Here is a 24,997-nt window from a genome sequence, read left to right as displayed (position 1 = left end):
GCGGACCGGACCGGGCGTGGTCCACGCCTGGTCGGTCGGCGGTCGGCGGTCGTGCCGGCGTCGTGCGCCTGCCCGTCGCGTGCGGTCAGACGCCGAGGGCACTCAGGTCGAGCCGCCAGTCGTTCGACTGCAGCCAGGTGCCCTTGGGGTACTCGAAGGAGACCTCGCCGATCAGCTCGAACCCCGCCTTGCGGCACACCGCGTTCGACGCCGCGTGGTCCACGTGGGGAAACGCGTGCAGGTGACGCCGTGTGCCACGTGCCGCCGCCCGATCCGCGGCCAGCCGGAGGCTCTCGGCCGCGTATCCGTGACCGCCGAACTCGGGGAGGATCCCGTATCCGGTCTCGTACACGTCCGCACCACCCCATTCGCGCTCCCAGTACCCGACCGAACCGATCGCCACGTCTCCGAGGCGGACGATCAGCATCTCGCCGCCTTCAAGACCCAGGTAACGCTGATGGCGGGCGATGACCGCCTGCTCGGTCTCGGGCCCTCCGACGTGCTCGGTCATCCCGGGAGTGTTCTGGCGGTGCAGGATCGTCAGACCTGCTTCGGACCATGCTTCGAGGCGGAGGGCGTTCATGGCCCGGACCATACGCCCCGCCACTGACATGCCCCGCCGGGCCGGATGTCCGTCACCGGCTCGTCCGCGACCTGCCCGCGCCGCCCTCCACGTCGAGAGACGCCGGACGCGACACCCATGCGGTTCAGGGGTGCATGACGATCTTGCCCACGTGCGCCCTGCGGGAGAGTTCCTTCTGCGCCTCGGCCGCCCGCTCCAGTGGGAACGTGGCGGCGATGACGGGCTGGACCTCCGCCCGGCGGGCCATGTCCATGAGGAGGTCGAAGTGTGCGGGCGTATGCATCGCGGACCCGATGAGCTGGGCGTTGTGCAGGTAGAGGCGACGCACGTCGAAAGCGACACCGTGTCCGCCGAGTGCACCGGCGATGACCCACCGGCCCCCTTCGCGCAACAGCGGAAGCCCCTCGCTCACCAGCCCGCCGGCCACGACGTCGAGTGCGACGTCGATGCCCTCGGGGGCGGCGGCACGGACCTGCTCGGCGATGTCTGCCGCGCGGTCGACGACCGCGTGCGCGCCTGCTTCGCGCACTGCGTCGACCTTGGGTCCGCTGCTGATGGCGAGCACCTTCGCTCCGCGCGCACGGGCGATCTGCACCAGCGCGAGGCCCACGCCGCCCGACGCTCCGGAGACCAGGACGGATTCCCCTTTCCGCAGCCGGCCCCGCTCGATCATGCCCAGCGCGGTGCCGTAGGCGGTGGGCAGTGCCGCGAGCTGGTCGTCCGTGAGGGGGGATGCGGTGACGTCGTGGACGCGCTCCGCCGCCGCCGTCACGTACTCGGCGTAGCCGCCGTCGCGTTCGCTCCCCATCAAGCCCACCGGATTGGCGTCCGGCCCTTCGGAGTCGTACGTCGCGGGGTCGACGACCACGCGGCGTCCCGTCAGGCTCACCTCCACCCCGGGCCCGACGGCCACGACGCGGCCGGCCACGTCGGCGCCCTGGATACGCGGAAAGGTGATCGGGCCGCGCCAGCCCGACCGCGCCTCCGGGTCTCCCGGAACGCCGTAGGCACCCTCCCGGGTCCACAGATCGGTGTTGTTGAGGGCTACGGCGCTGACCTCGACCAGCACTTCTCCGGCTCGTGGGGCGGGGACGGCCACCTCCGCCGGTTCAAGGACGTCCGGCCCTCCGTGCCGGGTGATCCGCACCGCTCGCATGGACTGGGACGCACTCATCGATGAGACCTTCCGCCAGGTATACTGATCGGTGAACATCACCACCCACGGTACACCGATCAGTGAAGGGGTTCACGGTGGAGGAGGCGCGGCCCATGACGCCGGCGGGCAGGCGCATCGTGGCCGCCGCGGAGGAGTTGTTCTACAACCGGGGAATCACGGCGGTCGGCGTGGATCTGATCGCCGAACACTCCGGGGTGACCAAGCGGACCCTGTACAACCGGTTCGGCTCGAAGGACCACCTCGTCGGCGTTTACCTCGCGGAGCGCGACCAGCGCTGGCGAACGCTGGTCCGTGCCACCGTCGATGCCGTCGACTCCCCCGCCGAGAAGGTCACCGCGCCCTTCGAGGCGCTGCGGACCTGGAGCGGGACGAACACCCGCGGATGCGCCTTCATCAACGCGCTGGCCGAACTCCCGGATCCTTCGCATCCCGCGTACCGCATCGCGGCGAACCAGAAACTCTGGCTGCTGGAAGTGTTCACCGAACTCGCCACCGCGGCGGGCTGTTCGCGCCCGGCTGCCCTGGCCACCCGGCTTCTCGTGCTGCACGAGGGCGCTCTCGCCACGCAGCCCCTCCCGCTCGACAGCCTCCCGGAGAGCATCGAGGCGGCACGCGTTCTGGTCCGCGCCGCCTTGTCTCCTCGCCACTAGACGGAGCGGGACACGACGATGCCGGTGCAGGCCACTGCCGGTGAAACCCTGATGCTCCGACGGATGCCGGTCGGGTGGCGTGCGAGCCATGTCGAGTCCCGAGTCGGATGAGGTGGGGGCTTTCGGTCACGCCGTCAGCCCCCAGAGGTCCTGAGCTCGTAGCCCTGCCGTTGCATCGTGGTCCGCGATGCGCGATGCGACGAGTGTGCCTGTGGGGCCGGCCGCGGTGACGAGATGACCTTCCTCTCGCGCTTCTCCTCACCCGGAGCCTTCGACGCCTCTCCCGCTGTACCTGCTTGCCGTGGCGGTGGTCGCCATGGGTACCTCGGAGTTCATGCTCGCCGGTCTGTTGCCGGACATCGCCTCGGATCTCGACGTCAGCATCGGGACCGCCGGCGCACTCACCCCGGCCTTCGCGATCGGCATGGCCGTAGGCGCCCCCATTCGTGGCGCCTCTCGCCCGGAACCGGCCCAGGCGCTCAAGCCTTCTCGCATGCGTTCTCACCTTCGCGGCAGCTCACGCCGCGGGTGCCGTCACCACCGGCTTCCCGGTCCTGCTCGCGACCCGAGTCGTCACCGCACTCGCGAACGCAGGGTTCCTCGCCGTCGCACTGACCGCCGCCGCCACGCTGGTCGCGCCCGACAAGAAGGGACGGGCGCCGGCCGTGCCGGCCGACAGGCCCGCCCTGATGTGCACCCTCGTGTTCCTGCTGGGCGCACTGTCCTTCGCTCTGGGTAGCACACTCGTCACGCGTGTCCTCCACGAAGCAGCACAAGCTCCCATGATGGCCGGCTCGTATGCGACCGCGGCACTCAATGCGGGCGCCTTCACCGGCCGCGACCACGCTCGGCACGACGGCCGGGGACCTCGGGCCGCTCCGGACGAGCGCGCTCCTGATCGCTGTCGCGCTGCCCACCGCGTGGCCGCTGGACCGCGCCCCGCCCGGAGCCGCCGGGCAGTGCTAGACGCGCTCCAGCGGTCGGTGCGGTTCGGCGGGGAGTTCCGCGTGGATCTCGTCGCCGGGCCGCACGGTCCCGCCCGTCACGACGATCCCCATGATCCCCGCCTTGCGGACCACGGTGCCGTCGTCAGCCCGGCCGACGACCTGCTTGAGGAGTCCGTCCCGGAAGATGTCGATCTGCAGGCAGGGGTTACGCAGCCCCGTCACCTCGACGACAGCCTCTTCGCCGAGCCGGAGCAGCGTCCCCACCGGAAGCGCGAGCAGATCGATCCCGCTGGTGGTGACGTTCTCCCCGAGGTCGCCCGGGGCGACCTCGAACCCGGCCTCCCGCAGTTCGCCGAAGAGCTCTTGGTGGATGAAGTGGACCTGGCGCAGATTGGGCTGGGTCGGATCCTGTGCGACGCGCGAGCGGTGTTTGACCGTGACTCCGGCGTGTACGTCGCCCTGCACTCCGAGCCCGGCCAGCAGCGTGATGCTGTCCCTGTTCGGCTTGGTGAACGAGTACACGCCGTTGCTGCTTACTGCCTCGACCTTGGTGTTCAGCGTCCTATCTCCTTGCGACCGATCCTGCGGAGCCTGCGCCTCTGCGACGGATCGAGCATCAGGTAGCCCACGGTGGGCACCCCGATGAGCACCAGCAGCGACCACCAGAAACCGATGAACGGAATCAGGACGACTGCCGCGACGACTCCCCCGATGGCGATCTTTGCACCGTTCGACATGATCCGTGCCTCCTTCGCGGCCGGAGCCGCTCCTGATGTGTGAACGCGTGTGCGTCCCCGTCGGTTCCGGGTCCTGGGCACAGGTGCCGGAATCAGCGCAGCGGCTCCCCGACCTCGTGCATGTGCCGCAGGGCCTGCCGGTAGGACTCGACGAGGCCGGTCTCCGTGTAGGGCATGCCGATGGACTCACAGTGGGCCTTCACCAAGGGCTGGGCAAGTCGCAGGTGGGGCCGGGGCATGCTCGGGAAGAGATGGTGCTCTATCTGGTAGTTCAGGCCGCCGAGGAACCAGTCGGTGAGCACGGCGCCGCGCACGTTGCGCGAGGTGAGGACCTGGCGCTGCAGGTGACTCCACCGGTCGCCGTCGGGGTCGGGCATCTCCATGCCCTTGTGGTTCGGGGCGAACGCCATGCCCAGGTGGAGTCCGAAGAGCGCGTGGTGCGCGAGGGCGAAGACGACGGCCTTGCCGGGGGACATCGTGCTCAGCAGCAGTGCGGCGTACAGGGCGAGGTGGCCGGCGAGCAGAGCACCGGAGAGGACCCGCTCCCGGAGGGGCTGGCGCCGCAGGAACTGGAAGCCGTAGATCTTGAGGGCGATGCCTTCGAGCAGCAGCATCGGGAAGAAGAGGCGTGCCTGGTTCCGGGTGAGCCGGCGGGCCAGTCCCTGGCGCTGCGCGGCCTGCTTCCGGGTCCACACGAGGGCGCCGACGCCGACGTCGGGGTCCTTGTCGACGTGGTTGGGGTTCGCGTGGTGGCGTACGTGTTTGTCGTTCCACCAGGCCTCGTTCATGCCCAGGAACAGGTTCGCGTGCACGAGTCCGATGATCCGTGCGGCCTTGCGGTCGCCTGATATCTGGGCGTGCCCCGCGTCATGCCCGAAGAAGGCGGTACGGGTCCACAGGACGGCCAGCGGCAGCGCGAGGACGACGTTCCACCAGGTGTCACCCAGGAGCACCATGCCGGAGATCACCGCTCCGAGGGCTGCCAGGTTCACGGCGATCCCCCTGGCGTACCAGCCGGTCCGCCGTTCCAGGAGGCCCTGGCCTTTCACCGTCCTGAGGAGCGGCGCGAAATCACTGCCTGCGGCCGGCGGGTCCGCCGGACTGCCCGCTTCGGCTCGGGGGTCTGGCGCAACGGTGGCTGCTACCGCCTGGGGCATGACGTCTCCGGTTTCTGGGCATCTGCTCTGACCTGGTAAAACGTACGAAGAGCAGGCCTGTGGCGGCTATGGCGCCATCACCCCGGCAGTGCGGGGGGAATCCCCCGTGTCCGGTGGTGGGGAGAGCTGCACCCCGCGGCTCGGCGGGCATGACCCGGCGGGGGCACCAGGCACTTCTCCCGGCACCGGCCTCGGGTGGGGTACCCTCGGCGGCCCCAGGCTCACTAGTCAAATTTGAGGAATTTGCGATCGCTGTGCACAGGCTCTCCGCGGCAACACTCGACGAGATCACCGAACTGTCCCGCTGCTCCGCGGTCTTCCTCCCCGCGGACCCGGCCCGTACCGGGCTGATCGCGTTCTGGGACCCGGACGGTGGCACCCCTCCCGACGGTCCGGGCCGTCCCGGGGAACTGACCGTCGTCGGCGGTGACGTCCGCCCCGACGTGGTCCCGGCGCTGCTCGTGCCGGTGAAGGACGCGCTGCCGGTCCTGACGCGCGCGCGGGTCGGTGCCGAGGCCTCTCCGTCCGCCGCCTTCTGGGGCGCAGCGGGCGTGCTCGCACTCCAACTGGTCGCGCGCGGGCTCCTGCTGCCGGGGCTGAGCGCAACCGACCACGACTCCTGGCGTGCCGGCCCCCTGACGGCCCAGGACATGGAACGGATCAGGGTCCTGGCGGCTTCGATGCCACCCGACGCCCACGCGGTTCCCCTGGACGCGGCGGCCGATCCGCTCCTGCTGCCCGAACCGGAGTCACTGCTGCGGGCGTTCCTCGACGCGGTGGTGGACGGGCTCCCCCGGAGTCCGGCCGCCCGGGCGGTCGCGGGTTCGCCGGCGTTCGCCGCGCGGGAGGCCCGGCACCTGCCCGGGCTGCGGCTGTGGGCCGCCGACGTGGCGGCCGGACACGATGCCGGTGTGCGCCTCTCGTTGCGGGTCGAGATCTCGGGGCTCGCCGAAGCGGAAGCCGGGGAGGACGGCTCCGGCGAGGCGCCGTCCTTCCGTGTCGTCCTGCAGGTACACGGCGTCCGGGACCCCTCTCTCGTCGCCGACGCCGCGGACGTGTGGGCGGGCCGCTCCCACGCCGCGTCACTTCTCGGCCCGCGCGCCCGTATGGACGCCCTGCTCGCCCTGCGCCGGGCGGCGCGCGCGTGGCAGCCGCTGGCGCCGCTCCTGTCCGCCGCGGTGCCGGACGCGGTCGAGCCGGGGGACGAGGAGGTCGCGGAGTTGCTGGGTCCGGCCGCCCGGGCGCTCGCCGCGACCGGCGTACAGGTGCACTGGCCGAGGAACCTGGAGCGGAGGCTCACAGCACGGGCGGTGATCGGCCCCGCTGAGGCCGGCACGGCTGAGGACGGCACGGGCGACGACGGGGCGGCGGAAGCCGGGCCCCGCGCGGCGGCTCCGTCCTTCCTGTCTCCCGAGGCCCTGCTGGCGTTCGACTGGTGGTTCGCGCTGGGCGATCAGAAGGTGACGCGGGAGGAGCTCGACCGGCTCGCGGAGGCCGGCAGGCCCCTGGTCAGGCTGCGGGACCGCTGGGTGCTGATCGACCCGGAGGAGGCACGTCTCGCGCGGCGGACCCGGGACCGCAAGGTCACTCCGGTCGACGCCCTGAGCGCCGTGCTGACGGGTGCCACGGACGTCGAGGGACGCCGGGTCCAGGTGTCCGCGACGGGCTGGCTGGAAGAGCTGCGGGCGCGCATCGCGGACCCCGAGTCGTCCACGGCGCAGGTGGTGGGTCAGCCGGCCGCGCTCGACGCCGACCTGCGCGACTACCAGCTGCGCGGCCTGAACTGGCTGGTGACGATGAGTTCGCTCGGCCTCGGCTGCTGCCTGGCGGACGACATGGGGCTGGGCAAGACCATCACGCTCATCGCGCTGCACCTGCACCGGCAGGAGGCGGGGACGACCGCGGGGCCCACGCTCGTCGTCTGTCCCACCTCCCTGATGGGCAACTGGCAGCGGGAGATCGAGCGGTTCGCCCCGGGCACTCCCGTCCGGCGTTTCCACGGTCCCTCGCGCTCGCTGGACGGCGTCGCCGCCGGCGAGTTCGTCCTGACCACGTACGGCACCATGCGTCTGGACGCCGCCCGGCTGGCACAGGCCTCCTGGGGCATGGTCGTCGCCGACGAGGCGCAGCACGTCAAGAACCCCCGCTCGGCGACCGCCAGGCAACTGCGGACCATCGGTGCGGGTGCGCGCGTCGCGCTCACCGGGACCCCGGTGGAGAACAACCTGTCCGAGCTCTGGGCGATCCTCGACTGGACGACGCCGGGACTGCTCGGGAAGCTCGGCACGTTCCGCGACCGGTACGCGAGCGCGGTCGAGAGAGGTGACGACCCCGCGGCCACCGAGAGGCTCGCCGCGCTGGTCCGGCCGTTCCTGCTGCGCCGCCGCAAGTCCGACCCGGGCATCGCCCCCGAGCTGCCTCCCAAGACGGAGACCGACCGCGCCGTGTCCCTCACGCCGGAGCAGGCCGGGCTGTACGAGGCGGTGGTCCGCGAGACGCTCGCCGAGATCTCCGGTGCGGACGGCTTCGCGCGGCGCGGGCTGATCGTGAAACTGCTGACCGCGCTGAAGCAGATCTGCAACCACCCGGCGCAGTACCTCAAGGAGGAGCAACCCCGGATCGTGGACCGGTCCGGAAAGGTGGAGCTCCTCGACGAACTCCTCGACACGATCCTCTCCGAGGGGGCGAGCGTGCTGGTGTTCACCCAGTACGTCCGGATGGCGCGCTTGCTGGAACAGCACCTGGCGGCCAGGGGGGTGCCGACCCAGTTCCTGCACGGGGGAACCCCGGTCGCGGAGCGGGAAGCCATGGTGAACCGCTTCCAGGCCGGCGCGGCACCGGTGTTCCTGCTGTCGCTGAAGGCCGCCGGCACGGGCCTCAACCTGACCCGGGCCGGCCACGTCGTGCATTTCGACCGCTGGTGGAACCCTGCGGTCGAGGCGCAGGCCACCGACCGGGCGTACCGGATCGGGCAGACCCAGCCCGTGCAGGTGCACCGGCTGATCGCCGAGGGGACGATCGAGGACCGGATCGCCGCCATGCTGGCCCGCAAGCAGGGGCTCGCGGACGCGGTGCTCGGCGGCGGCGAGGCCGCGCTGACGGAACTGACCGATGCCGAGCTGGCCGACCTGGTCGAGCTGCGAGGGGGCGCACGATGAGTGGGAGTTCCGAGCCGGAGCGTACGTTCGCCGGTCTGCCGCCCACGCAGGGCCGCGGTTTCGCCGCGTCCTGGTGGGGACGGGCGTGGCTGAAGGCGCTGGAGGACACGGCGCTGGACGGGGCGCAGCTCAAGAAGGGCCGCAGGCTGGCACGGGAGGGCCGGGTGGGCGCGGTGTCCGTGCGGCCCGGCCGGCTGACCGCCGTGGTGCAGGACCGCGACTCCACGGCGTACCGGAGTGATGTGCTGCTCCAGGAGCTCGGCGACGAGGAATGGGAGCGGTTCCTGGACATGGCCACCGAGCGGTCCGGGCACATCGCGGCGCTGCTCGACCGTGAGATGCCGCCGCACCTGGTGGAGGACGCGGCCGCCGCCGGGGTCGAGCTGCTGCCGGGTATCGGCGACCTGGACCCGGAGTGCGGCTGTGAGGCCTGGGACCACTGCCCGCACTCGGCTGCCCTGTGCTACCAGGTGGCGCGGCTCCTGGATCAGGACCCCTTCGTACTGCTGCTCCTGCGGGGGCGCGGCGAGCGGCGGCTGCTCGACGAGCTGCAGGCCCGGAGCATGGCGCGTGCCGCCGGTGCGGTGGGTCCCGGGAGGGACGTCGAGGAGTTCTCCGGCGGGCCGGCGCAAGGGGTGCGGGCCGACGAGGTCTTCGCCGCACGTGACATCCTGCCGCCTCTCCCCCCGCCGCCGGATCCGCCGGAGGAACCGGGTACGCCACCGTCGCTGGACACCGGGACGGCGCCCGGCGGGGACGTCGACCCGGACGCGCTGGCCTTCCTCGCGGCGGACAGCGCCGCGCGAGCCCTGGCCATGCTGGTGGACGCGCTCGCCGCAGGTCACGCACTCCGCGCTCCGGTGGCGGAGCTGACTCCCGCCGAGGACGCCGTGCGCATGGCGGCCGGAGACCCGCCCGCGCCACCCGCCGTGAGGGAGCGCCTGGTGTCCGCCTCGGGCAGGCAGGCGTCCGGTCTCGACGACGCCGTGCGGGCCTGGCATCACGGCGGGAGCGCGGCTCTGTCGGTCCACGACGAGGCGTGGCAGCCCGGTCCGGAGGACCTGGCGCGGGCGGAGAGGCAACTCGCCGCGGGGTGGGAGGACGAGGGTGCTCCGGACTTCCGCAGGGTGAACAACCGCTGGACCGTGCAGGGTTCGGGAGTTCAGTTGCGCTACGGCCGCGACGGACGCTGGTGGCCGTACCGCAAGGTGCGGGGCCGCTGGACAGCGACGGGGCCCGCGGACACGGACCCCGCGGCGGCCCTGGCGGCGGTGACCTCCGGCTGAGCCCGGGCCCACTGGCGCGGACGCGTCCTCCGGGTGCGGGGAACCGTGAGCCGGGAGGGCGCGTCTTCCAGCCGTACACCATGATCAATCCCACCACAGGAGCACCGATGCGGCGCAGAAGGATCCTTCAGGGCGCCGCGGTCACCGCCACGGCGGCGTTCCTCCCGGCGTCGGTCCGCGCGGGGGCCGTGCCGACGGCGGCCGCGGACTACCCGCAGGCGCAGTGGTTTCCCGCGTCCCCGGCCAACCGCACGTCCGCGAACAGGCCTTCGGACCATCGGGTCGACCGGGTCGTCATCCATGTCGCGCAGCAGGCGTTCACCGAGACCGTCGGCATCTTCGCGGGCCCGGCCAGCCACGTGTCCGCCCACTACGTGGTGCGCTCGGGGGACGGCTTCGTGGCCCAGTGCGTGCGCGAACGGGACATCGCCTGGCACGCGGGGAACTGGGACTACAACACCCGCAGCATCGGCATCGAGCACGAGGGCTGGGTGGACCGGCCTTCCTACTTCACCCAGGTGATGTACGAGCGGTCGGCGCACCTCACCGCGGACATATGCGACCGCTACGGCCTGCCCAGGGACCGCGCGCACGTCATCGGCCACCACGAAGTACCGGGCAGCGACCACACGGATCCGGGCGCGGACTGGGACTGGGAGCGCTACATGCGCCTCGTCGAGCGAGCTCCCGGCAACGGCCGCTGACGTCGACGGGGCAGCCCCTCCGCCGGCTGGACGACCGGAGATCCGGGGAACGGGTAAGCGCCGATCCGGAGATCCGGCGGTCCGGCGGTCCGGCGGTCCGGCGGTCCGAAGGGGATGCTAGCCAGGTGGCGGGGAGCCTTCGTCCCCGTCCCTCTTCCGCATCGACGGTCCGTCGCCTCCGCCGTCCGGCTCACCGTGGCCGGAACCACCGCCGGGTGCCGCTCCTCCCGCCGCCGCATCGGCCTCGTCCGCCATGGCCGGCCCCATGTCCCCGCCGCCCCGCAGGCGTTCGAGGTCGGAGGCACGCACCTGGATGACCAGCAGGGCGATGACCGCGGCCACGGCCGAGAAGACGGCAGCCACCACGAAGGCCTGGGAGACGCCCGACGCGAGCACCTGGTCGCCCCAGGGCGAAGGAAGCTGCTCCGTCCTGCGGAACCGCTGTTGCTGGGCCGGGGTCGACTCCGCCAGGAACTTGGGGAGCTGGTCCTTGGCCTCGTTGCGACTGGCGGTACCGAACACGGTGACCAGGATGGAGAGCCCGAGCGATCCGCCCACCTGCTGCGTGGCGTTGAGCACCCCCGAGGCCGCGCCCGCTTCCCGGGGCGCGACACCGGAGACCGCCATCAGTGTGAGCGACACGAACTGCATGCCCATGCCGAAGCCGAAGACCAGGAGGGGCCCCAGAATACTGCCCAGGTAGGTGCTGTCGACATCGGTCAGGGTCAGCCATCCGAGTCCGGCGGCGGCGAAGATCGCGCCCACCACCAGGAAGGGTTTGGGCCCCCACTTCGGCAGCAGTTGGGAGGCGATACCCGCGCTGATGGCGATGATCACGCTCACCGGCAGGAACGCCAGACCCGCCCGCAGCGGGCTGAAGTCGAGGATGTTCTGCACGAAGAGCGTCAGGAAGAAGAACATCCCGAAGATGGCCGCGGACAGGCAGAGCATCATGCCGTAGGTGCCGGCGCGGTTACGGTCGCGGAACATGTGCAGGGGTGTGATCGGCTGTCTCGACCGGCTCTCCACCGCCAGGAAGATCAGGAGGAAGACCACGGCCCCGGCGAAGGCTCCGATGGTCAGGGAGTCGGTCCAGCCGTCCTCCGACGCCCTGATGAAGCCGTACACGAGCAGCACCATGCCGAGCGTGGAGGTGAGCGCGCCGAGGATGTCGAAGTTGCCCGGATGGCGTTCGGACTCCTTGATGTACCGCGGGGTCGCGACCGCGATCAGCAGGCCGATGGGGACGTTCACGAAGAAGACCCACCGCCAGTCGAGCCACTCCACCAGCACGCCGCCCGCGAGCAGCCCGATGGCACTCCCGCCCGCCGAGACGGCCGCGAACACGCCGAACGCACGGTTGCGCTCGGGCCCTTCACGGAAGGTCGTGGTGATGAGGGAGAGGGCCGTCGGCGAGGCGATCGCGCCTCCCACGCCCTGCAGTGCGCGCGAGGCGAGCAGTTGCCAGGCGTCCTGCGAGAGGCCGCCGAGGAGAGAGGCCAGTACGAACAGAAGGACGCCGAAGATGAAGACCCGGCGGCGGCCGAGAATGTCGCCCAGGCGTCCGCCGAGCAGCAGTAGCCCGCCGAAGGTGAGGGTGTAGGCGTTCACGACCCACGAGAGGTTCTCGGTCGAGAAGCCGAGCGAACTCTGGATGTGGGGCAGAGCGATGTTCACGATGGTGATGTCGAGAACGACCATCAGCTGACACGAGGCGATGACGAGCAGCGCGATTCCGTTGCCGTGCCCCCGCTGAGGGGATTCGGCGACGGTTGCGGAATTCGGTCCGGAATGTGTCATAGCGCTCCGTGCCATACGAGTCGGCATTGCTCGGAATCGTTCACTCGTTGACGTTAAAACGGGTCGGACAGGTCCGCCATTCGAACGCCGGCGGGTCCTGACGCACCGCCACGGGCCTGGCTGGAGGCCTCGAGTGCGATTCCCGTCGGCTGCGAGGTCAGTCGCGGGGCAGCAGGGTCCCCAGGGGGCCGAGGTCGAGGTTGAGGTCCTCGGGGCGCACTCCATGCTGCTCGCAGAGCTCGGCCATGCGCTGGTCGAGCATCATGAGCGTGGTCCCGATCTCGTCCACCTGGCTCTCGGACAGGTCGCCCTGGTCGATGCGGCGGATCGCCTGGCGTTCCATCAGCTGCCGCAGCAGTTCGACCACGGTCAGCACGAGTGCGACGAGATCCCTGCCGAGCCGGTCGGAGTCGACGTCGATGCGGGAGTCCGTCACAGCGGCCCTCCGTCCGCCCAGGGCGCCGGCACGCGTTCGTTCACGGAGGACAGCAGGGCGTGCAGGGAGAGCCGCACCAGCGGCACGTCCGCGATCGCGATGACGAGGTCACCGCTGATCACCACACCCGTCGCCAGCACCCGGTCCAGCAGGTCGACCAGCGGCACACCGATGGGGCCGCTAAGCGGTTCGGGGTTGTCCCAGGGCACGACGTCATGGGGCATCTCTACACCTCACCGACGAATGAGTAGGGCACCCACGGCCCCGAGATCTCGATCCGCGCCCCGGTGGCCCGCCGCAGCGCTCGCGCCAGCTGATCGACCTCGGTCGCCCGGTGCCCGTCCACCAGGTAGGTGGCGTTGAGGACCTGGACTCCCCCGTCCTCCCCCAGCCCCGGTCCGTGCGGCCTCAGCCGGCGCCCCGCGGCGGCGACACCGTGGAACGCGGAGTCCACCGAGTCGGCGAGGCGGAGGGACTCCTCGTGGCGCTGTTCGCGCTGTGCCTGCACGCTGCGCTTGCGTTCCAGATAGGCGAGGCCGGCCCCGGGCGCCGGACGGTTGATGAGTCCTCCGGAAACCGCCGCGCTTCGGGGAGCGGCATTCCCGGCCGCTGCCGGGAGGCCGGCCGCATAGACTTTCACACCCCATTCGGAGCGACCGGCTGTCCGCTCCAGGGCGGCGCGGAACCGTGGGGTCTCGGCTACGAGAGCGTGCCGGGCCCGTTCCTCGTTGTGGTACAGCGTGGCCAGCGGAAGTGGGACGGTCGGACAGGAGTCAGCGGCCGCCGAAACCACCTGGTGATGAGCACGCGCGTACGCTTCGAGCTCGGCACGGTCGGACATGCGTGCCTGCCACACCTCGTCCGTGAAGTCGGCGGCCCGGACGGTCTGGACGACCGCGGTGAGCTCACCGAAGGGCATGTGACGGAGCGGGCCGCCCCCGGCGACGCCTGGCAGACCGGTGAGAACCTCGGTAGCCGGTGAACGGCACACCGCGAATACGTAGAGGGCACTGTCGTCCGATGCTTCGGCGTCGTCCGAAGTCAGGCTGTCGATGGGCTCGGGACCCCGATCCGTCATGTGGCTCTGTCCTCCTTGCTCATCGGTCGTCCGCCGGCATCTCGTCCTTCTTCGACTCGAGAGCTTCCAGCCGCTCACGCAATTCACGGTTCTCGTCTTGCAGAGAGTTGCGGGCGGCGCGCGAACTCAGCGCCGGATCCGTCTCCCACCAGTCGATTCCCGCCTTCTTCGCGGTGTCCACGGACGCGACGAAAAGGCGGAGCCGGATGGTGAGCAGCTCGATGTCCAGAAGGTCGATCTTGATGTCGCCCGCGATGACGATGCCTTTGTCCAGGACCCGCTCGAGGATGTCGGCGAGATTGGTGTTCGGAGGTCCTGGGATGGCGTAGGCGTCCCGTCCGACATCGAGATCGGTCACCGCGACGCCCGCCGTCCGCGCCGCTTCCTGGGGGCGCTCTCCTCCTCCTCCTCGGGCTCCTCCTCCGCTTCTTCGTCCTCCGCTTCTTCGTCCTCCGCGTCTTCGTCGTCCTCGTCTTCGTCGTCCGCGTCTTCGTCGTCCGCGGGCTCCTCCTCGTACTCCTCGTCGTCCTCTTCCCCGGGGTCTTCCTCGTCCTCGTACTCCGAGTCGTCGTCCTCGAGTTCGGATTCGTCGGACTCGGCGTCCTCGTTCTCCGCCTCTTCTTCCTCCATGGCCTCTTCGTGCGACTGCACGACCTCGCCCTCGCGGATCTCACCGCGCCAGCCCTCGGGCTCTTCGTCGGTGAGCGTCACGAAACGCTGGAAGTGCTTGAAGTCGAGTCGCATACGACGGCCCTGCACCCGCCACAGATTGCCGGTCTTCTCGAAGAATCCGGAGGGGTAGTACTCCACGACCAGGACGATCCGGGTGAGGCTCGGTGCGAGTTCGTGGAAACTCACGCAGCCACGCGTGGAGCCCTTGGATCCCTCGGAGGTCCACACGATGCGGTCGTCGGGCACCTGTTCCTGGACCGTGGCCTTGAAGCTGCGCGAGGAAGGGCCGATCTTCACCTTCCAGTCGCTCTCCATCTCCTCGTCCATGGAGACCGACTGGACGCCCTTGGTGAAGCTGCCGAACTTGTCGTAACGCGTCCAGTGGTCGTAGGCGGTCCGCAGAGGCACACCGACGTCGAGGACCTCGATGATGTTCATGGACTTGCCGCCGCCGGACTGGCTCTTGCCCTTGCCCCCGCCGAACGCGTCCTTGGCCTTGTCCATGACTTTGTCCTTGACACTCCCCGCCTTCTCGCCGACGAACGCCTTCACCGGTGATTCGCCCTTGAGGACGCGGGAGGCGACCGACGGCAGGCCCCCACCGTTCTCGGCCATATCGGTGAACTGCTCCGTGAGACCCGTCAGCTTGTCGCCGGCCTTCTGCGCGAGCTTGTCCGTCTGTGCGCCGAGGAAGTTCGTGAACTCCCCGCGGAGGCGGTCCATGCCCGACTCTTCCGCCTCGGGCTCTTCCTTGTCCGTCCTGGCCATGGCTGCCTACCTCCGCCGTCCGCCGCGGGACGCGGCTCGCTTCGATGACGATGTCTTCTTGGCTGAAGCGGTTTTCTTGCTTGCAGCCTTCTTCGCGGGCGCAGCCTTCTTCGCGGCCGGCTTCTTGGCAGCCTTCTTCGCGGGGGCGGACTTCTTTGCGGTCGTCCCCTTCGCCGGTGCCTTCTTGCCGGTGGCCTTCTTCGCGGGCGTGGCCTTCTTGGCAGCCGCCGTCTTCGAAGGTGCGGACTTCTTCGCAGCGGTCTTCTTCGCAGGTGCGGACTTCTTCGCAGCGGACTTCTTCGCAGGTGCCGCCTTCTTCGCAGGAGCGGACTTCTTCGCAGGTGCCGCCTTCTTCGCAGGAGCGGACTTCTTCGCAGGTGCCGCCTTCTTCGCAGGAGCGGACTTCTTCGCAGGTGCCGCCTTCTTCGCAGCCGCCCTGCTGGGGCTCCTGCGTCGCTTGCTCGGTGCCGACTCCTCCGGCTCCTCCTCTTCTTCGGCGCCCTCGTAGTCCTCCTCGTCCTCCTCGGGCTCCTCTTCCTCCTCCTCAGGCTCCTCGCCGTACTCCTCTTCCTCGTCCTCGGGCTCTTCCTCTTCCTCGTCCTCGTCCTCGTCGTACTCCTCGTCCTCCGGCTCCTCGTCGTACTCCTCCTCCTCGGGCTCGCCCTCTTCCTCGTCCCCGGGCTCGCCTTCTTCCTCCTCGTACTCCTCGTCTTCCTCACCCTCGTCGTCCTCGACACCCCGCTCGCCGAGCCGCGCGGTCCGGTCGCTGAGGGCGTCGGCCAGGGAGTTCATGCCCCGGTCCGCTGCCGCTGTAAGCGCCTTCTTGCCGGACTCGAGCACGTCGCCACGCAACTGTTCCTGGAGCTCGGCGAACTGTGGGACTTCGCTCAGCCTGCGTACCCCTTCGGCGGCTAGCTGGCGCGGCTCCAGGCCGAAACGCCGTCCGGCCAGGTAGGTCGCGATGGACAGCGCGAGCCGGCCCTTCTTGGTCCGGCCGAGTACGTAACCGCCCACCAGGGCTGCCGCGAGTGTGGCCTTCGTCTGGTCTTCCATGAGTGAGTCACCTTCGATGGTTCGGCACGGAGCGGATTCCTGCGGCGTGCAGCCGGTCGAGCAGCTTCTCCTCTTCCCGCTCGAACACCTCCAGGCTGATCCCGCCGTCCTCCAACTCCTGGTTGAGTGAGGCAAGTTGCGCTCGGATGACGCCCGGGTCATGCAACTCGCGGTCCGCCGCCTCGTACGCCTTCTCGGCGACCCAGACCACACCGCGGACCGGTGCCAGCGGCAGCAGCAGGAGTCCGGAGACGAGTCCCATGTCAGACCACCCCCGCCGCCGAGGGCCGTGAAGCGCGGGAAGGGACGAAGCTGTAGCAGGGCAGCGGCCCCGCGATCCGGAGATCGACGCGCTCACGGTGTGCGTCGGCGAACCGCCGCACGGCCGTGCCGAAGGCATCGCTCTCGCCCCGGTCGACGAGGAAGGACACATTCAGGACGCACCCGTGCACGTCCGGGCCAGGGGCCACCGCACGGGCCTTGGGAGTGAGTTCACGCAGGAGCTTCGCCCCCGCATCGGCCGCCCTGCGTGACAGAGCGGTGGCGACCGCCTCGCCCAGCCGGACGTTCGCCTCGTAATCCGGGCGCCTGCGGACCTCCTCGCGCAGTCGCCGCACCGTCTTCTCCTCGGCCACGACCGCGGCCAGGGCGTCCTGCGCGGGCAGCGCCTTGAGGTTGAACTCGACCGCGCCGTCGAGACGCGCGAGCGTCGCCAGGTGTTCCGCCTGGGATCGGCCCAGCGAGTGCCGCAGGGAATCCTCGTCCGGCGCGATCACCCCGAACCGCATGGGCAGGACCGGGCCGTTGCCGGAGAGCCGCAACAGCAGGTCTTGGTGCGCCATCAAGTCTCTTCTTCGGGCGCGCAGTTGGGGCGGCGCGTCGCTCACGACCGCCCTGACCTTCCCTTCTCCGACCAGCCGTACCGGTGCCGGCGGGCCGCCCACGCCCGCCGTGCCGGGCGGGAGCGCGGCTTTCGCGGGGATGATCGCGTACACGTACACACCGCTGGACGTCACGCCTCACACCTCCGCACGCCGACGCCGGCTCGAACTGTCACGTGCGGGTGCCCGGCGCTTCCTCGGACGCTCCTCCTGCGAGTCGTCGTCATCGTCGTCACCGCCGCCCACCGCCTTGCGGACCGAGTCGCCCACGGACTCCGCCGCCTTGCGGACCTTGCGCTTGCCGACGGACTTGGCGACACCTCCGCCGAGCAGTTCGGGGATGGTGGTGCTGCCGGAGTCACGCTCCAGGTCGAGCCGGTTGCAGGCCTCGGCGAAGCGGAGATAGGTGTCCACGCTCGCGACCACGATGCGCGCGTCTATCTTGAGGATCTCGATGCCGACCAGCGACACCCTGATGAACACGTCGATGACCATGCCGCGGTCGAGGATGAGTTCCAGGACGTCGTAGAGGGTGCCGGCCCTCGGCGGGCACGGGGCGACTTCGTCGGCGTACATGGTGGTCATCTGGCGTCCTTCCGGGTGAGGGGGGCGGAGCGGGTCACTCGTCGGCGGAGCCCCGCCTGTAGCGGCGGACCCTGCTGTACTCCATGAGCTCGCCCCGTTCGTCGATCTGCACCTCGTAGGAGGCCAGCAAGCTCGTGGTGTCCGGGATGCGGGGTACTTCGAGCACGTCGACGACCACACACCAGCCGTCGTCGTTCCTGCGGACGGCGGACACGCCCTCGGCCGCGTGCGAGATCAGCCGTTCCAGGCTTTCGCAGGCCGCACGGGCGGCATGCTCGGGGCCGCGCCGGGACGAGGCGCGGGGGGCTGTCTTTTTCGCGGGGCTCCCGGAGCGGGCGCGACGAGTCTCTGCCATGGGATCCAGTCTGGTCAGATCGGGATGCACCGCATCTCGGCGCGGGCGGCGACGCGCGCCAGGGCACTCACTCTTTCGGCGTCCCGGCGGGTCGCATCCCCGCGGGGGCGTGCAGAGTCGTAGACATGAGTGACACCCCTGAACCGACCGGGCCCGACGACGAGCACGTACGGCCGCACGGGGTCGACGACGCCGCGGTCGAGGCGCTGGGAGCGCTGTCGGAGGCACTGGAGACGGTGGAGCGTGCCCGAGGCCGGTTGTACGACTTCCACCAGCTGACGGGCGGCGCGGACCTGACGCTCGACCGGGTCGTGGAACTGCTCCGAATGGGGGGCCACACCGAGCAGGCCGATCTGGTGGAGCGGGAGATCCTGGGTCGCAACGTCCTGCCGGGCCGCTGGACCTTCCAGGTCGTCGAGGAGTACGACGACACCTACTACCGGCCGTTCGCAGACGTCGAGCGGCGGGTGCGCGAGGAACTCGCGGGAGGCCGGCGCCATCTGTACGAGGCAGGGATGAAGGAGGCCCGGCGCACGCACGGGCACCCCCACCACACCGCGAGGCCGTGACCATGGATCCCGGGACGGCCCTGCGCCGGATCGCGTTCCTGCTGGAGCGGTCGCAGGCGGCGACGTACCGGGTGAAGGCCTTCCGCACGGCTTCGGACGCCGTCGCCTCGCTCGGCGGGGACGAGGTGGCCGAGCGGGCGGCGCACGGATCGCTGGGGGCCGTCCGGGGGATCGGCCCCAAGACCGCCCAGGTGATCAAGGAGGCGCTGGACGGGGTGACGCCCCGCTACCTCGAACGGCTGGAGGTCGAGTCGTCGGGGCCGCTGGTGTCCGGCGGTGAGAGTCTCCTCGCCGCGATCCGGGGTGACTGCCACCTGCACTCGGACTGGTCCGACGGTGGCAGCCCCATCCCGGAGATGGGGCGTACGGCACGGGATCTGGGCCATGAGTGGGCCGTGCTCACCGACCACTCGCCCCGGCTGACCGTGGCCAACGGGCTGACGACCGAGCGGCTCCTGCGGCAGTTGTCCGTCGTGGCGGCGCTCAACGAGCAGTGGGCGCCCTTCCGTCTGCTCACCGGCATCGAGTGCGACATCCTCGCGGACGGCTCGCTCGACCAGGACCCCGAGGTGCTGGAACGGCTCGACGTGGTGGTCGTCTCGGTGCATTCCAAGCTGCGGATGGACGCCGCGACGATGACGGAGCGGATGCTCACGGCCGTACGCAACCCCCACGCGGACATCCTCGGTCACTGCACGGGACGGCTCCTGGGCGGGAAGAAGCGTCCCGAGTCGGGGTTCGACGCCGACCGGGTGTTCGCCGCGTGTGCGGAGTCCGGGACGGCCGTGGAGATCAACTGCCGCCCGGAGCGGCTCGATCCCCCGCGCCGGCTCCTCCGGAAGGCGGTCGCCTCGGGCGCCCTCTTCTCCATCGACACCGACGCCCACGCCCCGGGGCAGCTCGACTGGCAGCCGTACGGCTGTGCGCGCGCCGAGGAGTGCGAGGTGCCGGCGGACCGGGTCGTCACCACCTGGTCCGCCGAGCGCCTGCTGGACTGGACGAGGGGCGGGACACGGGGCGGGGCGAGCGCCTGAGAGCCCTTCCCCCGGGAGCCGCGGGGCGGCCCGGTGCGACGGTCAGGACGGGCCGGTCACCGCCGTTCGGCGTACAGTCGATCTCGGTCGTCCGTGTGACTCCGGGGCATGAGGGGGCAGGAGGAAACCCATGTCAGGTATCCGCACAGGCCCTTGTCTTCCGCGCACCCGGGGTCCCCTCTCCCAAGGGGTGATCGGCTGTCTGCGCGACGGCTCGCCCCTGCCGGACGCGGCCTCGGCCCAGGACGCCGATCCGTACGGCGACGACCTCCAGCTCGCCCTGTACGTCTCCTACGAGTTGCACTACCGGGGGTTCCATGGTGTGCGCCCCGAGATGGAGTGGGATCCGCCGCTGCTCGCGGTCCGCGCAGCACTGGAGGACCGTTTCCTGACGGCCCTGCGGCGCGACGCCACGGAGGCAACGGGTCTCGACGACCTGCTGGACGGACTTCTGGTGGAACCGGTCCGCGGGAGCGGTGTCTCCTGGTTCCTCCAGGACCGGGGCGAGCTGCGCCACCTCCGGGACTACGCGACCCAGCGGTCCCTCTACCACCTCAAGGAGGCCGACCCGCACGCCTGGGTCCTGCCCCGGCTCTCGGGGCGGGCCAAGGCGGGCATGGCGGCCGTCGAGTACGACGAGTTCGGGGCGGGCCGGGCGGACCGCGTCCATGCCCGGCTGTTCGCCGACCTGATGGACGACCTGGATCTGGACACCGCTTACGGCACCTACCTCGACGAAGGCCGCGCGCCCATGCTGGCGCTGGTCAACATGATGTCGCTGTTCGGCCTGCACCGACGGCTGCGCGGGGCGCTCGTCGGGCACTTCGCGGCCGTGGAGATCACCTCCTCCCCCGCGTCACGGCGCCTCGCCCACGCGATGAAGCGCACGGGGGCCGGATCCGCGGCGGAGTTCTTCTACACCGAGCACGTCGAGGCCGACGCGGTGCACGAGCAGGTGGTACGCCGCGACGTGATCGGCGGCCTGCTCGCGGACGAACCGGGCCTGGCGCCCGACATCGCCTTCGGCATCACCGCAACCTCGTTCCTGGAGGACCGGCTCGGGGAACGGCTGCTGGCCGACTGGCAGGCCTGACCCGGCGTTCCGCTCCGCACCGACCCCGCACGCAGCAGCGAAGGGAGACACAGATGTCCGCAGACACGGCCGAGGCCACCCGTCCTGTCCGGTTGATGACACTTCCGGGGGTGTACGCACCCCAGCACGACACCCGGCTGCTCGTCGCGGCACTCGACCGGGAGGGGATACACCCCGGCGCCGAAGTGCTCGACCTCGGGACGGGCAGCGGCGCGCTGGCTCTGCACGCCGCGCAGCTCGGTGCGCGGGTGACGGCCGTGGACATCGCGTGGCGGTCGGTGATGACGGCCAGGCTCAACGCGCTCCTGCGCCACCACCGCATCACGGTGCAGCGCAGCGACCTGCTCTCGGCGCTGCCGGGCCGGTCCTACGACCTCGTGGTCTGCAACCCGCCCTATGTGCCGTCCCCCGTCGGCCCGCCCTCCGGCCACAGCGCGGCACGCGCCTGGGACGCCGGCCTGGACGGCCGGGCGGTCCTCGACCGCGTCTGTGCCACGGCCCCCGCGGCGCTGCGCCCCGGTGGCCGGCTCCTGATGGTGCACTCCGGGCTGTGCGACAGCGCCGTCACGGTGCGCCGGCTGGAGGACGCGGGACTGCGGGCCCACGTCAGCGACCGCGCCCACGTACCCCTCGGGCCCGTCCTGCGGTCCCGTCTGCGGTGGCTGCGGCGTACGGGGCTGATGGGCGACGCCGACACGACCGAGGAACTGGTGGTGATCCGTGCCGAGCAGCCCTGAACGTCCGCGGCGGATCTCCCTGGAGGACGACGGGCCCCTGCTGGTCGAGGGGCCGGTCGAGGTCACGTGCGCGGACGGCTCGGTCGCGGTCTCGGACCGGTTCGTCGTCGCGGTCTGCATGTGCCGGCGCAGCCGGATGTACCCGTGGTGCGACACGAGCCACCGGCGTCGCACGAAACCGGCGGATGTCCGGCCGGAGGGTGATCCGGCGGACTGACCGGGGCCCGCCGGTCAGTCACCCGCCCTGATCCGTGAGGGTGCGGCCCCCCGCAGCCGTCGGGAGAGCGCTCGCAGCCGGCGGTGGTGCTCGTGCATCTCCGCGGAGCGGCGGTCCAGCTCCTCGGCCAGGCGTTCCGTCCGCTTGTCGATGTCGAGTTCGTCCAGGATGCGGTCCACCTCGGCGAGCAGCGCGCCGTGCAGCTGCCACTGCCGGGGGTGCTCCTGTACGTCCTCGAGCAGGAGGTCCGCCACCCGGTCGCGCGCCCGACGGCTGTGGGCGAGTGCGTCGGCGAGGCGGTCCTCGGCCTCTTCGCCGCTCTCGGCGATCGATGTGGTGATCAGTTCGGCGAAGCCCTCGATGGCGTCGGACATGTGGGTGAACAGTTCCCTGAGGCAGGCCGCGACGTCCTCGGGGAACAGCGACTCGTCCTGGCGGGCCTTGGCCAGGTCCGTCAGGGTGCGCGTCAGGACGCGGAGGACCACCGCGCAGATCTCCAGCGTGTCGAGACCGGTGCGCAGCACGACGCGGTAGAGCAGTCCCTGCCTGACCCGGGGGTTGAGGGTCAGGCTGTCCTCGGCCTGCCGCAGCGACGCGTCGACCTCCACGATGTCGTGGTCCAGGCGGCGGGCCTCGTGCAGGCGTGCGGCGGCCTCCCCGACCGGGTGGTTGCCGCTCACCTCGTCGCCCAGGGCCCGGAACATGCTGCCCATCCGCTGTCCGAGGCCTCCGATGGACGCGCCGGCGGACTCGACCCAGACGGGTGGGGCGAACAGGAGGTTGAAGAGGAGACCGACGCCTGCGCCGATCAGTGTCTCCAGCACCCGCTCCCACGCCGTGTTGGCGACCTGCGCGACGCCGAGGACCAGCATCGCGCTGATCGCCACCTCGGGGACGAACTCGTTGACGCGTACCACCCGTCCGATCAGCAGGGCGCTGAAGATGGTCAGCCCGAGGCTCCACCAGCTCAGGCCGACGAGGGAACTGAACGCGCTGGCGATCAGCACCCCGACGACGACGGCGTTCACACGCCGGATGCCGGTGGTGAGCGTGGCGTAGAGCGTCACCTGGACCACGAGCAGGGCGGTGAGGGGTGCGGTGAGCGGCGAGGGATGGGGGTCGGGGAGGACCCACTCGGCCACCGCGAAGGCGATGACGGCCGCCGCCGTCGACCGCAGCGTCTGTGTCGCGGCCGGCTCGGTGGTCCGCTTGACGAGTTTGACGACGGGCGCGGGCGGGGAAACGGCAGGCATTCCTTCACGGTGCCCCGATCCGGGCCTCCCCAGCGCTTATGGGCCCCGCCGGACTCCGTACGGACGCACGCGTGCGTCCATCGGCTGCGGCCGCGCGCTCCGGGCCCGTCGGGGGGATGGTGGATGCATGGCTATTTCACTCACGCCGCCCGGGGAGACCCCTCCCGCCGAGGGCTGCATAAGCGAAGCACACGTGGAGCGCCCGGACGGCGGCATCTGGGAGCACCCCGTCTTCTGGGCCGCGATCGTGCTGTTGGGCTCGGCGGTCTTCGCCGGGTACTTCATCGCCCGCATCTTCGGGTTCGCGTGACCTCTCGCCGCCCGCTCGACGAGCTGCTGGAGCGGCACGGCACGACGTACGCGGACGAGGCGGGCGTGCGCCTGCGCGACAAGCCCCAGCCGCTCTATCAGCTGCTCGTGCTGAGTCACCTGCTGAGCGCCCGGATCCGTGCGGGGATCGCGGTGGCCGCTGCTCGGGCCCTCTTCGCGCACCGGCTGAGCACCCCGCGCCGCATGGCCGGAGCCACCTGGCAGGAGCGCGTGGACGCACTGGGCGAGGGTGGCTACCGCCGCTACGACGAGCGCACGGCCACGCAGCTGGAGGACGAGGCCGTGCTCGTGCTCGACGACCACGGCGGAGACCTCCGGCACCTGCGCCGGGAGGCAGACGGCGACCGGGATGCCCTGTCCGCGGGGCTCAGGCGCTTCCCGGGGATCGGTCCCGCGGGCGCCGACATCTTCCTGCGTGAGGTGCAGACGGTGTGGCCCGAGTTCGCGCCCTACTTCGACCCCAAGGCCCTGCGCGGTGCCGAACGGCTCGGGCTGCCCACCAGCCCGGAGAAACTGGCGCGTCTGGCGGGCGACCGGGATCCGGCCCTGGTGGCGGCGGCTCTGGTCCGCGGTGCGGCGGCCAGGAGCTGAGCGCCGGCCGGTTCAGCCGTGCGGTCGCCGCTTGCCGGGTTTCGTGGAACGGCCCTCGACCAGGGCGCGCCTGATCCGGGCGGCGGTCGCCCGCGCGTGCTCGGAGGTGGCCGTGCGGTCGGCGACCGACGTGACGAAGCGGTGGGTGGGCCGCAGGCACCGGTCGCACGGCGTATCGGTGGTGATCAGATAGCCGTCCTCGCACTGCGGGTTCGTGCAGCGGCTCGGGCCCACGAGCGCCTCGGCGATCTCCTGGGGGGCCCAGCGGCGGCGCCCGTCCTCGTCCTTCTCGTGGAGGGCGTGCGACCAGCGGACGTTCCACCGGCGTTCGAGCCGCTCCAGGAGCTGGTCGGGGGTCCGTCCGGCGAGTTCCTGGTGGATCAGGTCGTGGACGGTACGGGGATGGCGGTGGCCGAGCGCCTGGACCAGCGGTTGCGGAAGCGCCTGGAGGATGTACGCGACCGGGTCGCCGGCCGCCCGCTCGCGCCACTTCCGGCAGGTGCACGGCCCCGCGGTGGGCAGGGCACGCCCGCACCGGCCGCACCGGCCGCGGCACTCCGCGCAGAGCCCGTCGTCGAGCCCGTCCACGTGCGGGGCGGGCGCCCGGCCGCAGTCACGGCAGCAGGCGGCGCAAGGGCCGCAGAGGCGCTCGTCGCCGAGCTTCGTCGTCCACTGCCGCTGCTGGCAGCGGCAGCACAGGGCGTTGTTGCAGTACTCGTGGTGGGCGGCGCCCGAGTGCCGTCCGGGGGGCGGGAATGACATTGCGGCGTTCTCCAGTACGTGGCGTGGAGCGGTCAGGTCCAAGCCATGTCGACGAAGCGCGCGCAGGGGCCCTGGGGACGACCGTATCGCCCTGAACCGGTCCCGCGTGGTGCTCCGTCCTGATCGGAACGCCATTCTCCCGCACCGGGGCGGCGCGGTGGTCAGGGCCTCAGACCGCCCACCACGTCGGCGGTGGCGCTGATCCCCTCGTGGATGGTGGGAGCCATGCTCGTCCCGGCGAGGAAGAAGCCGAGGAGGGCGCAGACGATCGCGTGCGACACCTTGAGCCCGCCGTTGCGCAGGAAGATCACTGCGAGGATCAGCATGAGCAGTACCAGTGAGATCGAAATGGCCATGGCCAACCTCCTCCGCCGCGCCGCGACT

30 protein-coding genes and 1 pseudogene are annotated in these 24,997 nt (G+C 71.0%); 12 read left to right on the top strand and 19 right to left on the bottom strand.

What is annotated here, in order from left to right:
* Positions 1-85: 85 nt before the first annotated feature.
* Both OHT61_RS30035 and OHT61_RS30030 read right to left on the bottom strand, forming a co-directional pair.
* Positions 86-583, bottom strand: coding sequence for a GNAT family N-acetyltransferase (locus OHT61_RS30035; RefSeq protein WP_329042511.1), 498 nt, complete (start codon positions 581-583; stop codon positions 86-88).
* Between the two features lie 124 nt (positions 584-707).
* Positions 708-1,757 (bottom strand): zinc-binding dehydrogenase, encoded by a 1,050-nt coding sequence (locus OHT61_RS30030; protein ID WP_329042510.1) that lies wholly within the window; start codon positions 1,755-1,757, stop codon positions 708-710.
* A gap of 95 nt (positions 1,758-1,852) precedes the next feature.
* Here OHT61_RS30030 and OHT61_RS30025 point away from each other — a divergent pair, with 95 nt between their 5' ends.
* Together OHT61_RS30025 and OHT61_RS30020 are read left to right on the top strand one after the other, a co-directional pair.
* A complete protein-coding gene (locus OHT61_RS30025; protein WP_329042509.1) occupies positions 1,853-2,410 on the top strand; it encodes a TetR/AcrR family transcriptional regulator in 558 nt (185 codons plus the stop codon).
* A gap of 316 nt (positions 2,411-2,726) precedes the next feature.
* A pseudogene (locus OHT61_RS30020) lies at positions 2,727-3,376 on the top strand (MFS transporter).
* On the opposite strand, the gene OHT61_RS30015 reads toward OHT61_RS30020, so the two are convergent.
* From OHT61_RS30015 to OHT61_RS30005, 3 genes are all read right to left on the bottom strand, one after another.
* On the bottom strand, positions 3,373-3,879 hold the full coding sequence (locus OHT61_RS30015; RefSeq protein ID WP_443049582.1) for an MOSC domain-containing protein: 507 nt from the start codon (positions 3,877-3,879) through the stop codon (positions 3,373-3,375). The pseudogene OHT61_RS30020 and the gene OHT61_RS30015 overlap by 4 nt on opposite strands.
* A gap of 32 nt (positions 3,880-3,911) precedes the next feature.
* Entirely contained in the window at positions 3,912-4,094 is a 183-nt protein-coding gene (locus OHT61_RS30010; protein ID WP_327111752.1) for a hypothetical protein, read from the bottom strand.
* Positions 4,095-4,186: 92 nt separating this feature from the next.
* Positions 4,187-5,251: a fatty acid desaturase family protein gene (locus tag OHT61_RS30005; RefSeq protein ID WP_329042507.1), complete on the bottom strand. Its 1,065-nt coding sequence runs from the start codon at positions 5,249-5,251 to the stop codon at positions 4,187-4,189.
* 254 nt (positions 5,252-5,505) lie between these two features.
* Here OHT61_RS30005 and OHT61_RS30000 point away from each other — a divergent pair, with 254 nt between their 5' ends.
* The 3 genes from OHT61_RS30000 to OHT61_RS29990 all read left to right on the top strand — a co-directional run bounded on the left by OHT61_RS30000 (position 5,506) and on the right by OHT61_RS29990 (position 10,399).
* Positions 5,506-8,409, top strand: a complete 2,904-nt coding sequence (locus OHT61_RS30000; protein WP_329042504.1) for a DEAD/DEAH box helicase — start codon at positions 5,506-5,508, stop codon at positions 8,407-8,409.
* Complete coding sequence (locus OHT61_RS29995) at positions 8,406-9,695, top strand: SWIM zinc finger family protein (RefSeq protein WP_329042502.1); 1,290 nt, start codon at positions 8,406-8,408, stop codon at positions 9,693-9,695. The genes OHT61_RS30000 and OHT61_RS29995 overlap by 4 nt, the downstream gene beginning before the upstream one ends.
* 107 nt (positions 9,696-9,802) lie before the next feature.
* Positions 9,803-10,399 (top strand): N-acetylmuramoyl-L-alanine amidase, encoded by a 597-nt coding sequence (locus tag OHT61_RS29990; RefSeq protein WP_329042499.1) that lies wholly within the window; start codon positions 9,803-9,805, stop codon positions 10,397-10,399.
* A gap of 117 nt (positions 10,400-10,516) precedes the next feature.
* On the opposite strand, the gene OHT61_RS29985 is transcribed toward OHT61_RS29990, so the two are convergent.
* From OHT61_RS29985 to OHT61_RS29935, 11 genes are all read right to left on the bottom strand, one after another.
* Positions 10,517-12,199, bottom strand: coding sequence for an MFS transporter (locus tag OHT61_RS29985; protein ID WP_329042497.1), 1,683 nt, complete (start codon positions 12,197-12,199; stop codon positions 10,517-10,519).
* 157 nt (positions 12,200-12,356) lie between these two features.
* Positions 12,357-12,635: a gas vesicle protein K gene (locus OHT61_RS29980; RefSeq protein ID WP_327111762.1), complete on the bottom strand. Its 279-nt coding sequence runs from the start codon at positions 12,633-12,635 to the stop codon at positions 12,357-12,359.
* Positions 12,632-12,859 carry a gas vesicle protein gene (locus OHT61_RS29975; RefSeq protein WP_329042494.1) on the bottom strand — a complete coding sequence of 76 codons (228 nt, stop codon included), beginning with the start codon at positions 12,857-12,859 and terminating at the stop codon, positions 12,632-12,634. Before OHT61_RS29975 ends, OHT61_RS29980 begins: the two co-directional genes overlap by 4 nt.
* 2 nt (positions 12,860-12,861) lie before the next feature.
* Positions 12,862-13,713, bottom strand: a complete 852-nt coding sequence (locus OHT61_RS29970; protein WP_329042492.1) for a GvpL/GvpF family gas vesicle protein — start codon at positions 13,711-13,713, stop codon at positions 12,862-12,864.
* Between the two features lie 19 nt (positions 13,714-13,732).
* Positions 13,733-14,071: a gas vesicle protein gene (locus OHT61_RS29965; protein ID WP_329042491.1), complete on the bottom strand. Its 339-nt coding sequence runs from the start codon at positions 14,069-14,071 to the stop codon at positions 13,733-13,735.
* The gene (locus OHT61_RS29960) at positions 14,068-15,153 is read right to left on the bottom strand and encodes an SRPBCC family protein (RefSeq protein ID WP_329042490.1); all 1,086 of its coding nucleotides are present in this window, start codon (positions 15,151-15,153) and stop codon (positions 14,068-14,070) included. Before OHT61_RS29960 ends, OHT61_RS29965 begins: the two co-directional genes overlap by 4 nt.
* 6 nt (positions 15,154-15,159) lie before the next feature.
* Positions 15,160-16,206: a histone protein gene (locus OHT61_RS29955; RefSeq protein WP_329042489.1), complete on the bottom strand. Its 1,047-nt coding sequence runs from the start codon at positions 16,204-16,206 to the stop codon at positions 15,160-15,162.
* A gap of 7 nt (positions 16,207-16,213) precedes the next feature.
* Positions 16,214-16,468 (bottom strand): gas vesicle protein GvpG, encoded by a 255-nt coding sequence (locus OHT61_RS29950; RefSeq protein WP_329042487.1) that lies wholly within the window; start codon positions 16,466-16,468, stop codon positions 16,214-16,216.
* A gap of 1 nt (position 16,469) precedes the next feature.
* The gene (locus OHT61_RS29945) at positions 16,470-17,222 is read right to left on the bottom strand and encodes a GvpL/GvpF family gas vesicle protein (RefSeq protein WP_329042486.1); all 753 of its coding nucleotides are present in this window, start codon (positions 17,220-17,222) and stop codon (positions 16,470-16,472) included.
* A 3-nt stretch (positions 17,223-17,225) separates the two neighbouring features.
* Positions 17,226-17,672, bottom strand: coding sequence for a gas vesicle protein GvpJ (gene gvpJ, locus OHT61_RS29940; protein WP_329042484.1), 447 nt, complete (start codon positions 17,670-17,672; stop codon positions 17,226-17,228).
* A gap of 34 nt (positions 17,673-17,706) precedes the next feature.
* Entirely contained in the window at positions 17,707-18,027 is a 321-nt protein-coding gene (locus OHT61_RS29935; protein WP_329042482.1) for a gas vesicle protein GvpO, read from the bottom strand.
* Positions 18,028-18,152: 125 nt separating this feature from the next.
* On the opposite strand from OHT61_RS29935, the gene OHT61_RS29930 reads away from it, so the two are divergent.
* From OHT61_RS29930 to OHT61_RS29910, 5 genes are all read left to right on the top strand, one after another.
* Complete coding sequence (locus OHT61_RS29930; protein ID WP_329042481.1) at positions 18,153-18,596, top strand: hypothetical protein; 444 nt, start codon at positions 18,153-18,155, stop codon at positions 18,594-18,596.
* Between the two features lie 2 nt (positions 18,597-18,598).
* Positions 18,599-19,630 carry a PHP domain-containing protein gene (locus tag OHT61_RS29925; protein WP_329043435.1) on the top strand — a complete coding sequence of 344 codons (1,032 nt, stop codon included), beginning with the start codon at positions 18,599-18,601 and terminating at the stop codon, positions 19,628-19,630.
* A 130-nt stretch (positions 19,631-19,760) separates the two neighbouring features.
* Positions 19,761-20,723, top strand: coding sequence for an iron-containing redox enzyme family protein (locus OHT61_RS29920; RefSeq protein WP_329042480.1), 963 nt, complete (start codon positions 19,761-19,763; stop codon positions 20,721-20,723).
* A gap of 53 nt (positions 20,724-20,776) precedes the next feature.
* A complete protein-coding gene (locus tag OHT61_RS29915) occupies positions 20,777-21,460 on the top strand; it encodes a HemK2/MTQ2 family protein methyltransferase (RefSeq protein WP_329042479.1) in 684 nt (227 codons plus the stop codon).
* Positions 21,444-21,677 (top strand): CDGSH iron-sulfur domain-containing protein, encoded by a 234-nt coding sequence (locus OHT61_RS29910; protein ID WP_329042477.1) that lies wholly within the window; start codon positions 21,444-21,446, stop codon positions 21,675-21,677. Before OHT61_RS29915 ends, OHT61_RS29910 begins: the two co-directional genes overlap by 17 nt.
* A 14-nt stretch (positions 21,678-21,691) precedes the next feature.
* Here OHT61_RS29910 and OHT61_RS29905 read toward each other — a convergent pair whose 3' ends face one another.
* On the bottom strand, positions 21,692-22,930 hold the full coding sequence (locus OHT61_RS29905) for an aromatic acid exporter family protein (protein ID WP_329042475.1): 1,239 nt from the start codon (positions 22,928-22,930) through the stop codon (positions 21,692-21,694).
* A gap of 127 nt (positions 22,931-23,057) precedes the next feature.
* Here OHT61_RS29905 and OHT61_RS29900 point away from each other — a divergent pair, with 127 nt between their 5' ends.
* Both OHT61_RS29900 and OHT61_RS29895 read left to right on the top strand, forming a co-directional pair.
* Complete coding sequence (locus OHT61_RS29900) at positions 23,058-23,240, top strand: DUF6480 family protein (RefSeq protein ID WP_329042473.1); 183 nt, start codon at positions 23,058-23,060, stop codon at positions 23,238-23,240.
* Positions 23,237-23,851, top strand: coding sequence for an endonuclease (locus OHT61_RS29895; RefSeq protein WP_329042472.1), 615 nt, complete (start codon positions 23,237-23,239; stop codon positions 23,849-23,851). The genes OHT61_RS29900 and OHT61_RS29895 overlap by 4 nt, the downstream gene beginning before the upstream one ends.
* Before the next feature lie 12 nt (positions 23,852-23,863).
* Here the strand turns inward: OHT61_RS29895 and OHT61_RS29890 are convergent, their stop codons facing one another.
* Together OHT61_RS29890 and OHT61_RS29885 are read right to left on the bottom strand one after the other, a co-directional pair.
* A complete protein-coding gene (locus tag OHT61_RS29890) occupies positions 23,864-24,613 on the bottom strand; it encodes a hypothetical protein (RefSeq protein WP_329042471.1) in 750 nt (249 codons plus the stop codon).
* Between the two features lie 161 nt (positions 24,614-24,774).
* On the bottom strand, positions 24,775-24,969 hold the full coding sequence (locus OHT61_RS29885) for a hypothetical protein (protein WP_329042469.1): 195 nt from the start codon (positions 24,967-24,969) through the stop codon (positions 24,775-24,777).
* Positions 24,970-24,997: the final 28 nt, after the last annotated feature.

The organism is Streptomyces sp. NBC_00178, from assembly GCF_036206005.1.
Classification (GTDB): domain Bacteria; phylum Actinomycetota; class Actinomycetes; order Streptomycetales; family Streptomycetaceae; genus Streptomyces.
This window is presented reverse-complemented; position numbering and strand designations above follow the sequence as displayed.

Coding starts and splice junctions, on each gene's coding strand:
- OHT61_RS30030 (WP_329042510.1), bottom strand. CDS start 1,757: ATGAGTGCGTCCCAGTCCATGCGAGCGGTGCGGATCACCCGGCACGGA.
- OHT61_RS29920 (WP_329042480.1), top strand. CDS start 19,761: ATGTCAGGTATCCGCACAGGCCCTTGTCTTCCGCGCACCCGGGGTCCC.
- OHT61_RS30010 (WP_327111752.1), bottom strand. CDS start 4,094: ATGTCGAACGGTGCAAAGATCGCCATCGGGGGAGTCGTCGCGGCAGTC.
- OHT61_RS30005 (WP_329042507.1), bottom strand. CDS start 5,251: ATGCCCCAGGCGGTAGCAGCCACCGTTGCGCCAGACCCCCGAGCCGAA.
- OHT61_RS29905 (WP_329042475.1), bottom strand. CDS start 22,930: ATGCCTGCCGTTTCCCCGCCCGCGCCCGTCGTCAAACTCGTCAAGCGG.
- OHT61_RS29930 (WP_329042481.1), top strand. CDS start 18,153: ATGAGTGACACCCCTGAACCGACCGGGCCCGACGACGAGCACGTACGG.
- OHT61_RS29975 (WP_329042494.1), bottom strand. CDS start 12,859: ATGCCCCATGACGTCGTGCCCTGGGACAACCCCGAACCGCTTAGCGGC.
- OHT61_RS29890 (WP_329042471.1), bottom strand. CDS start 24,613: ATGTCATTCCCGCCCCCCGGACGGCACTCGGGCGCCGCCCACCACGAG.
- OHT61_RS29970 (WP_329042492.1), bottom strand. CDS start 13,713: ATGACGGATCGGGGTCCCGAGCCCATCGACAGCCTGACTTCGGACGAC.
- OHT61_RS29960 (WP_329042490.1), bottom strand. CDS start 15,153: ATGGCCAGGACGGACAAGGAAGAGCCCGAGGCGGAAGAGTCGGGCATG.
- OHT61_RS29915 (WP_329042479.1), top strand. CDS start 20,777: ATGTCCGCAGACACGGCCGAGGCCACCCGTCCTGTCCGGTTGATGACA.
- OHT61_RS29995 (WP_329042502.1), top strand. CDS start 8,406: ATGAGTGGGAGTTCCGAGCCGGAGCGTACGTTCGCCGGTCTGCCGCCC.
- OHT61_RS29955 (WP_329042489.1), bottom strand. CDS start 16,206: ATGGAAGACCAGACGAAGGCCACACTCGCGGCAGCCCTGGTGGGCGGT.
- OHT61_RS29900 (WP_329042473.1), top strand. CDS start 23,058: ATGGCTATTTCACTCACGCCGCCCGGGGAGACCCCTCCCGCCGAGGGC.
- OHT61_RS29935 (WP_329042482.1), bottom strand. CDS start 18,027: ATGGCAGAGACTCGTCGCGCCCGCTCCGGGAGCCCCGCGAAAAAGACA.
- OHT61_RS30035 (WP_329042511.1), bottom strand. CDS start 583: ATGAACGCCCTCCGCCTCGAAGCATGGTCCGAAGCAGGTCTGACGATC.
- OHT61_RS29925 (WP_329043435.1), top strand. CDS start 18,599: ATGGATCCCGGGACGGCCCTGCGCCGGATCGCGTTCCTGCTGGAGCGG.
- OHT61_RS30025 (WP_329042509.1), top strand. CDS start 1,853: ATGACGCCGGCGGGCAGGCGCATCGTGGCCGCCGCGGAGGAGTTGTTC.
- OHT61_RS29885 (WP_329042469.1), bottom strand. CDS start 24,969: ATGGCCATTTCGATCTCACTGGTACTGCTCATGCTGATCCTCGCAGTG.
- OHT61_RS29990 (WP_329042499.1), top strand. CDS start 9,803: ATGCGGCGCAGAAGGATCCTTCAGGGCGCCGCGGTCACCGCCACGGCG.
- gvpJ (WP_329042484.1), bottom strand. CDS start 17,672: ATGACCACCATGTACGCCGACGAAGTCGCCCCGTGCCCGCCGAGGGCC.
- OHT61_RS29985 (WP_329042497.1), bottom strand. CDS start 12,199: ATGACACATTCCGGACCGAATTCCGCAACCGTCGCCGAATCCCCTCAG.
- OHT61_RS29950 (WP_329042487.1), bottom strand. CDS start 16,468: ATGGGACTCGTCTCCGGACTCCTGCTGCTGCCGCTGGCACCGGTCCGC.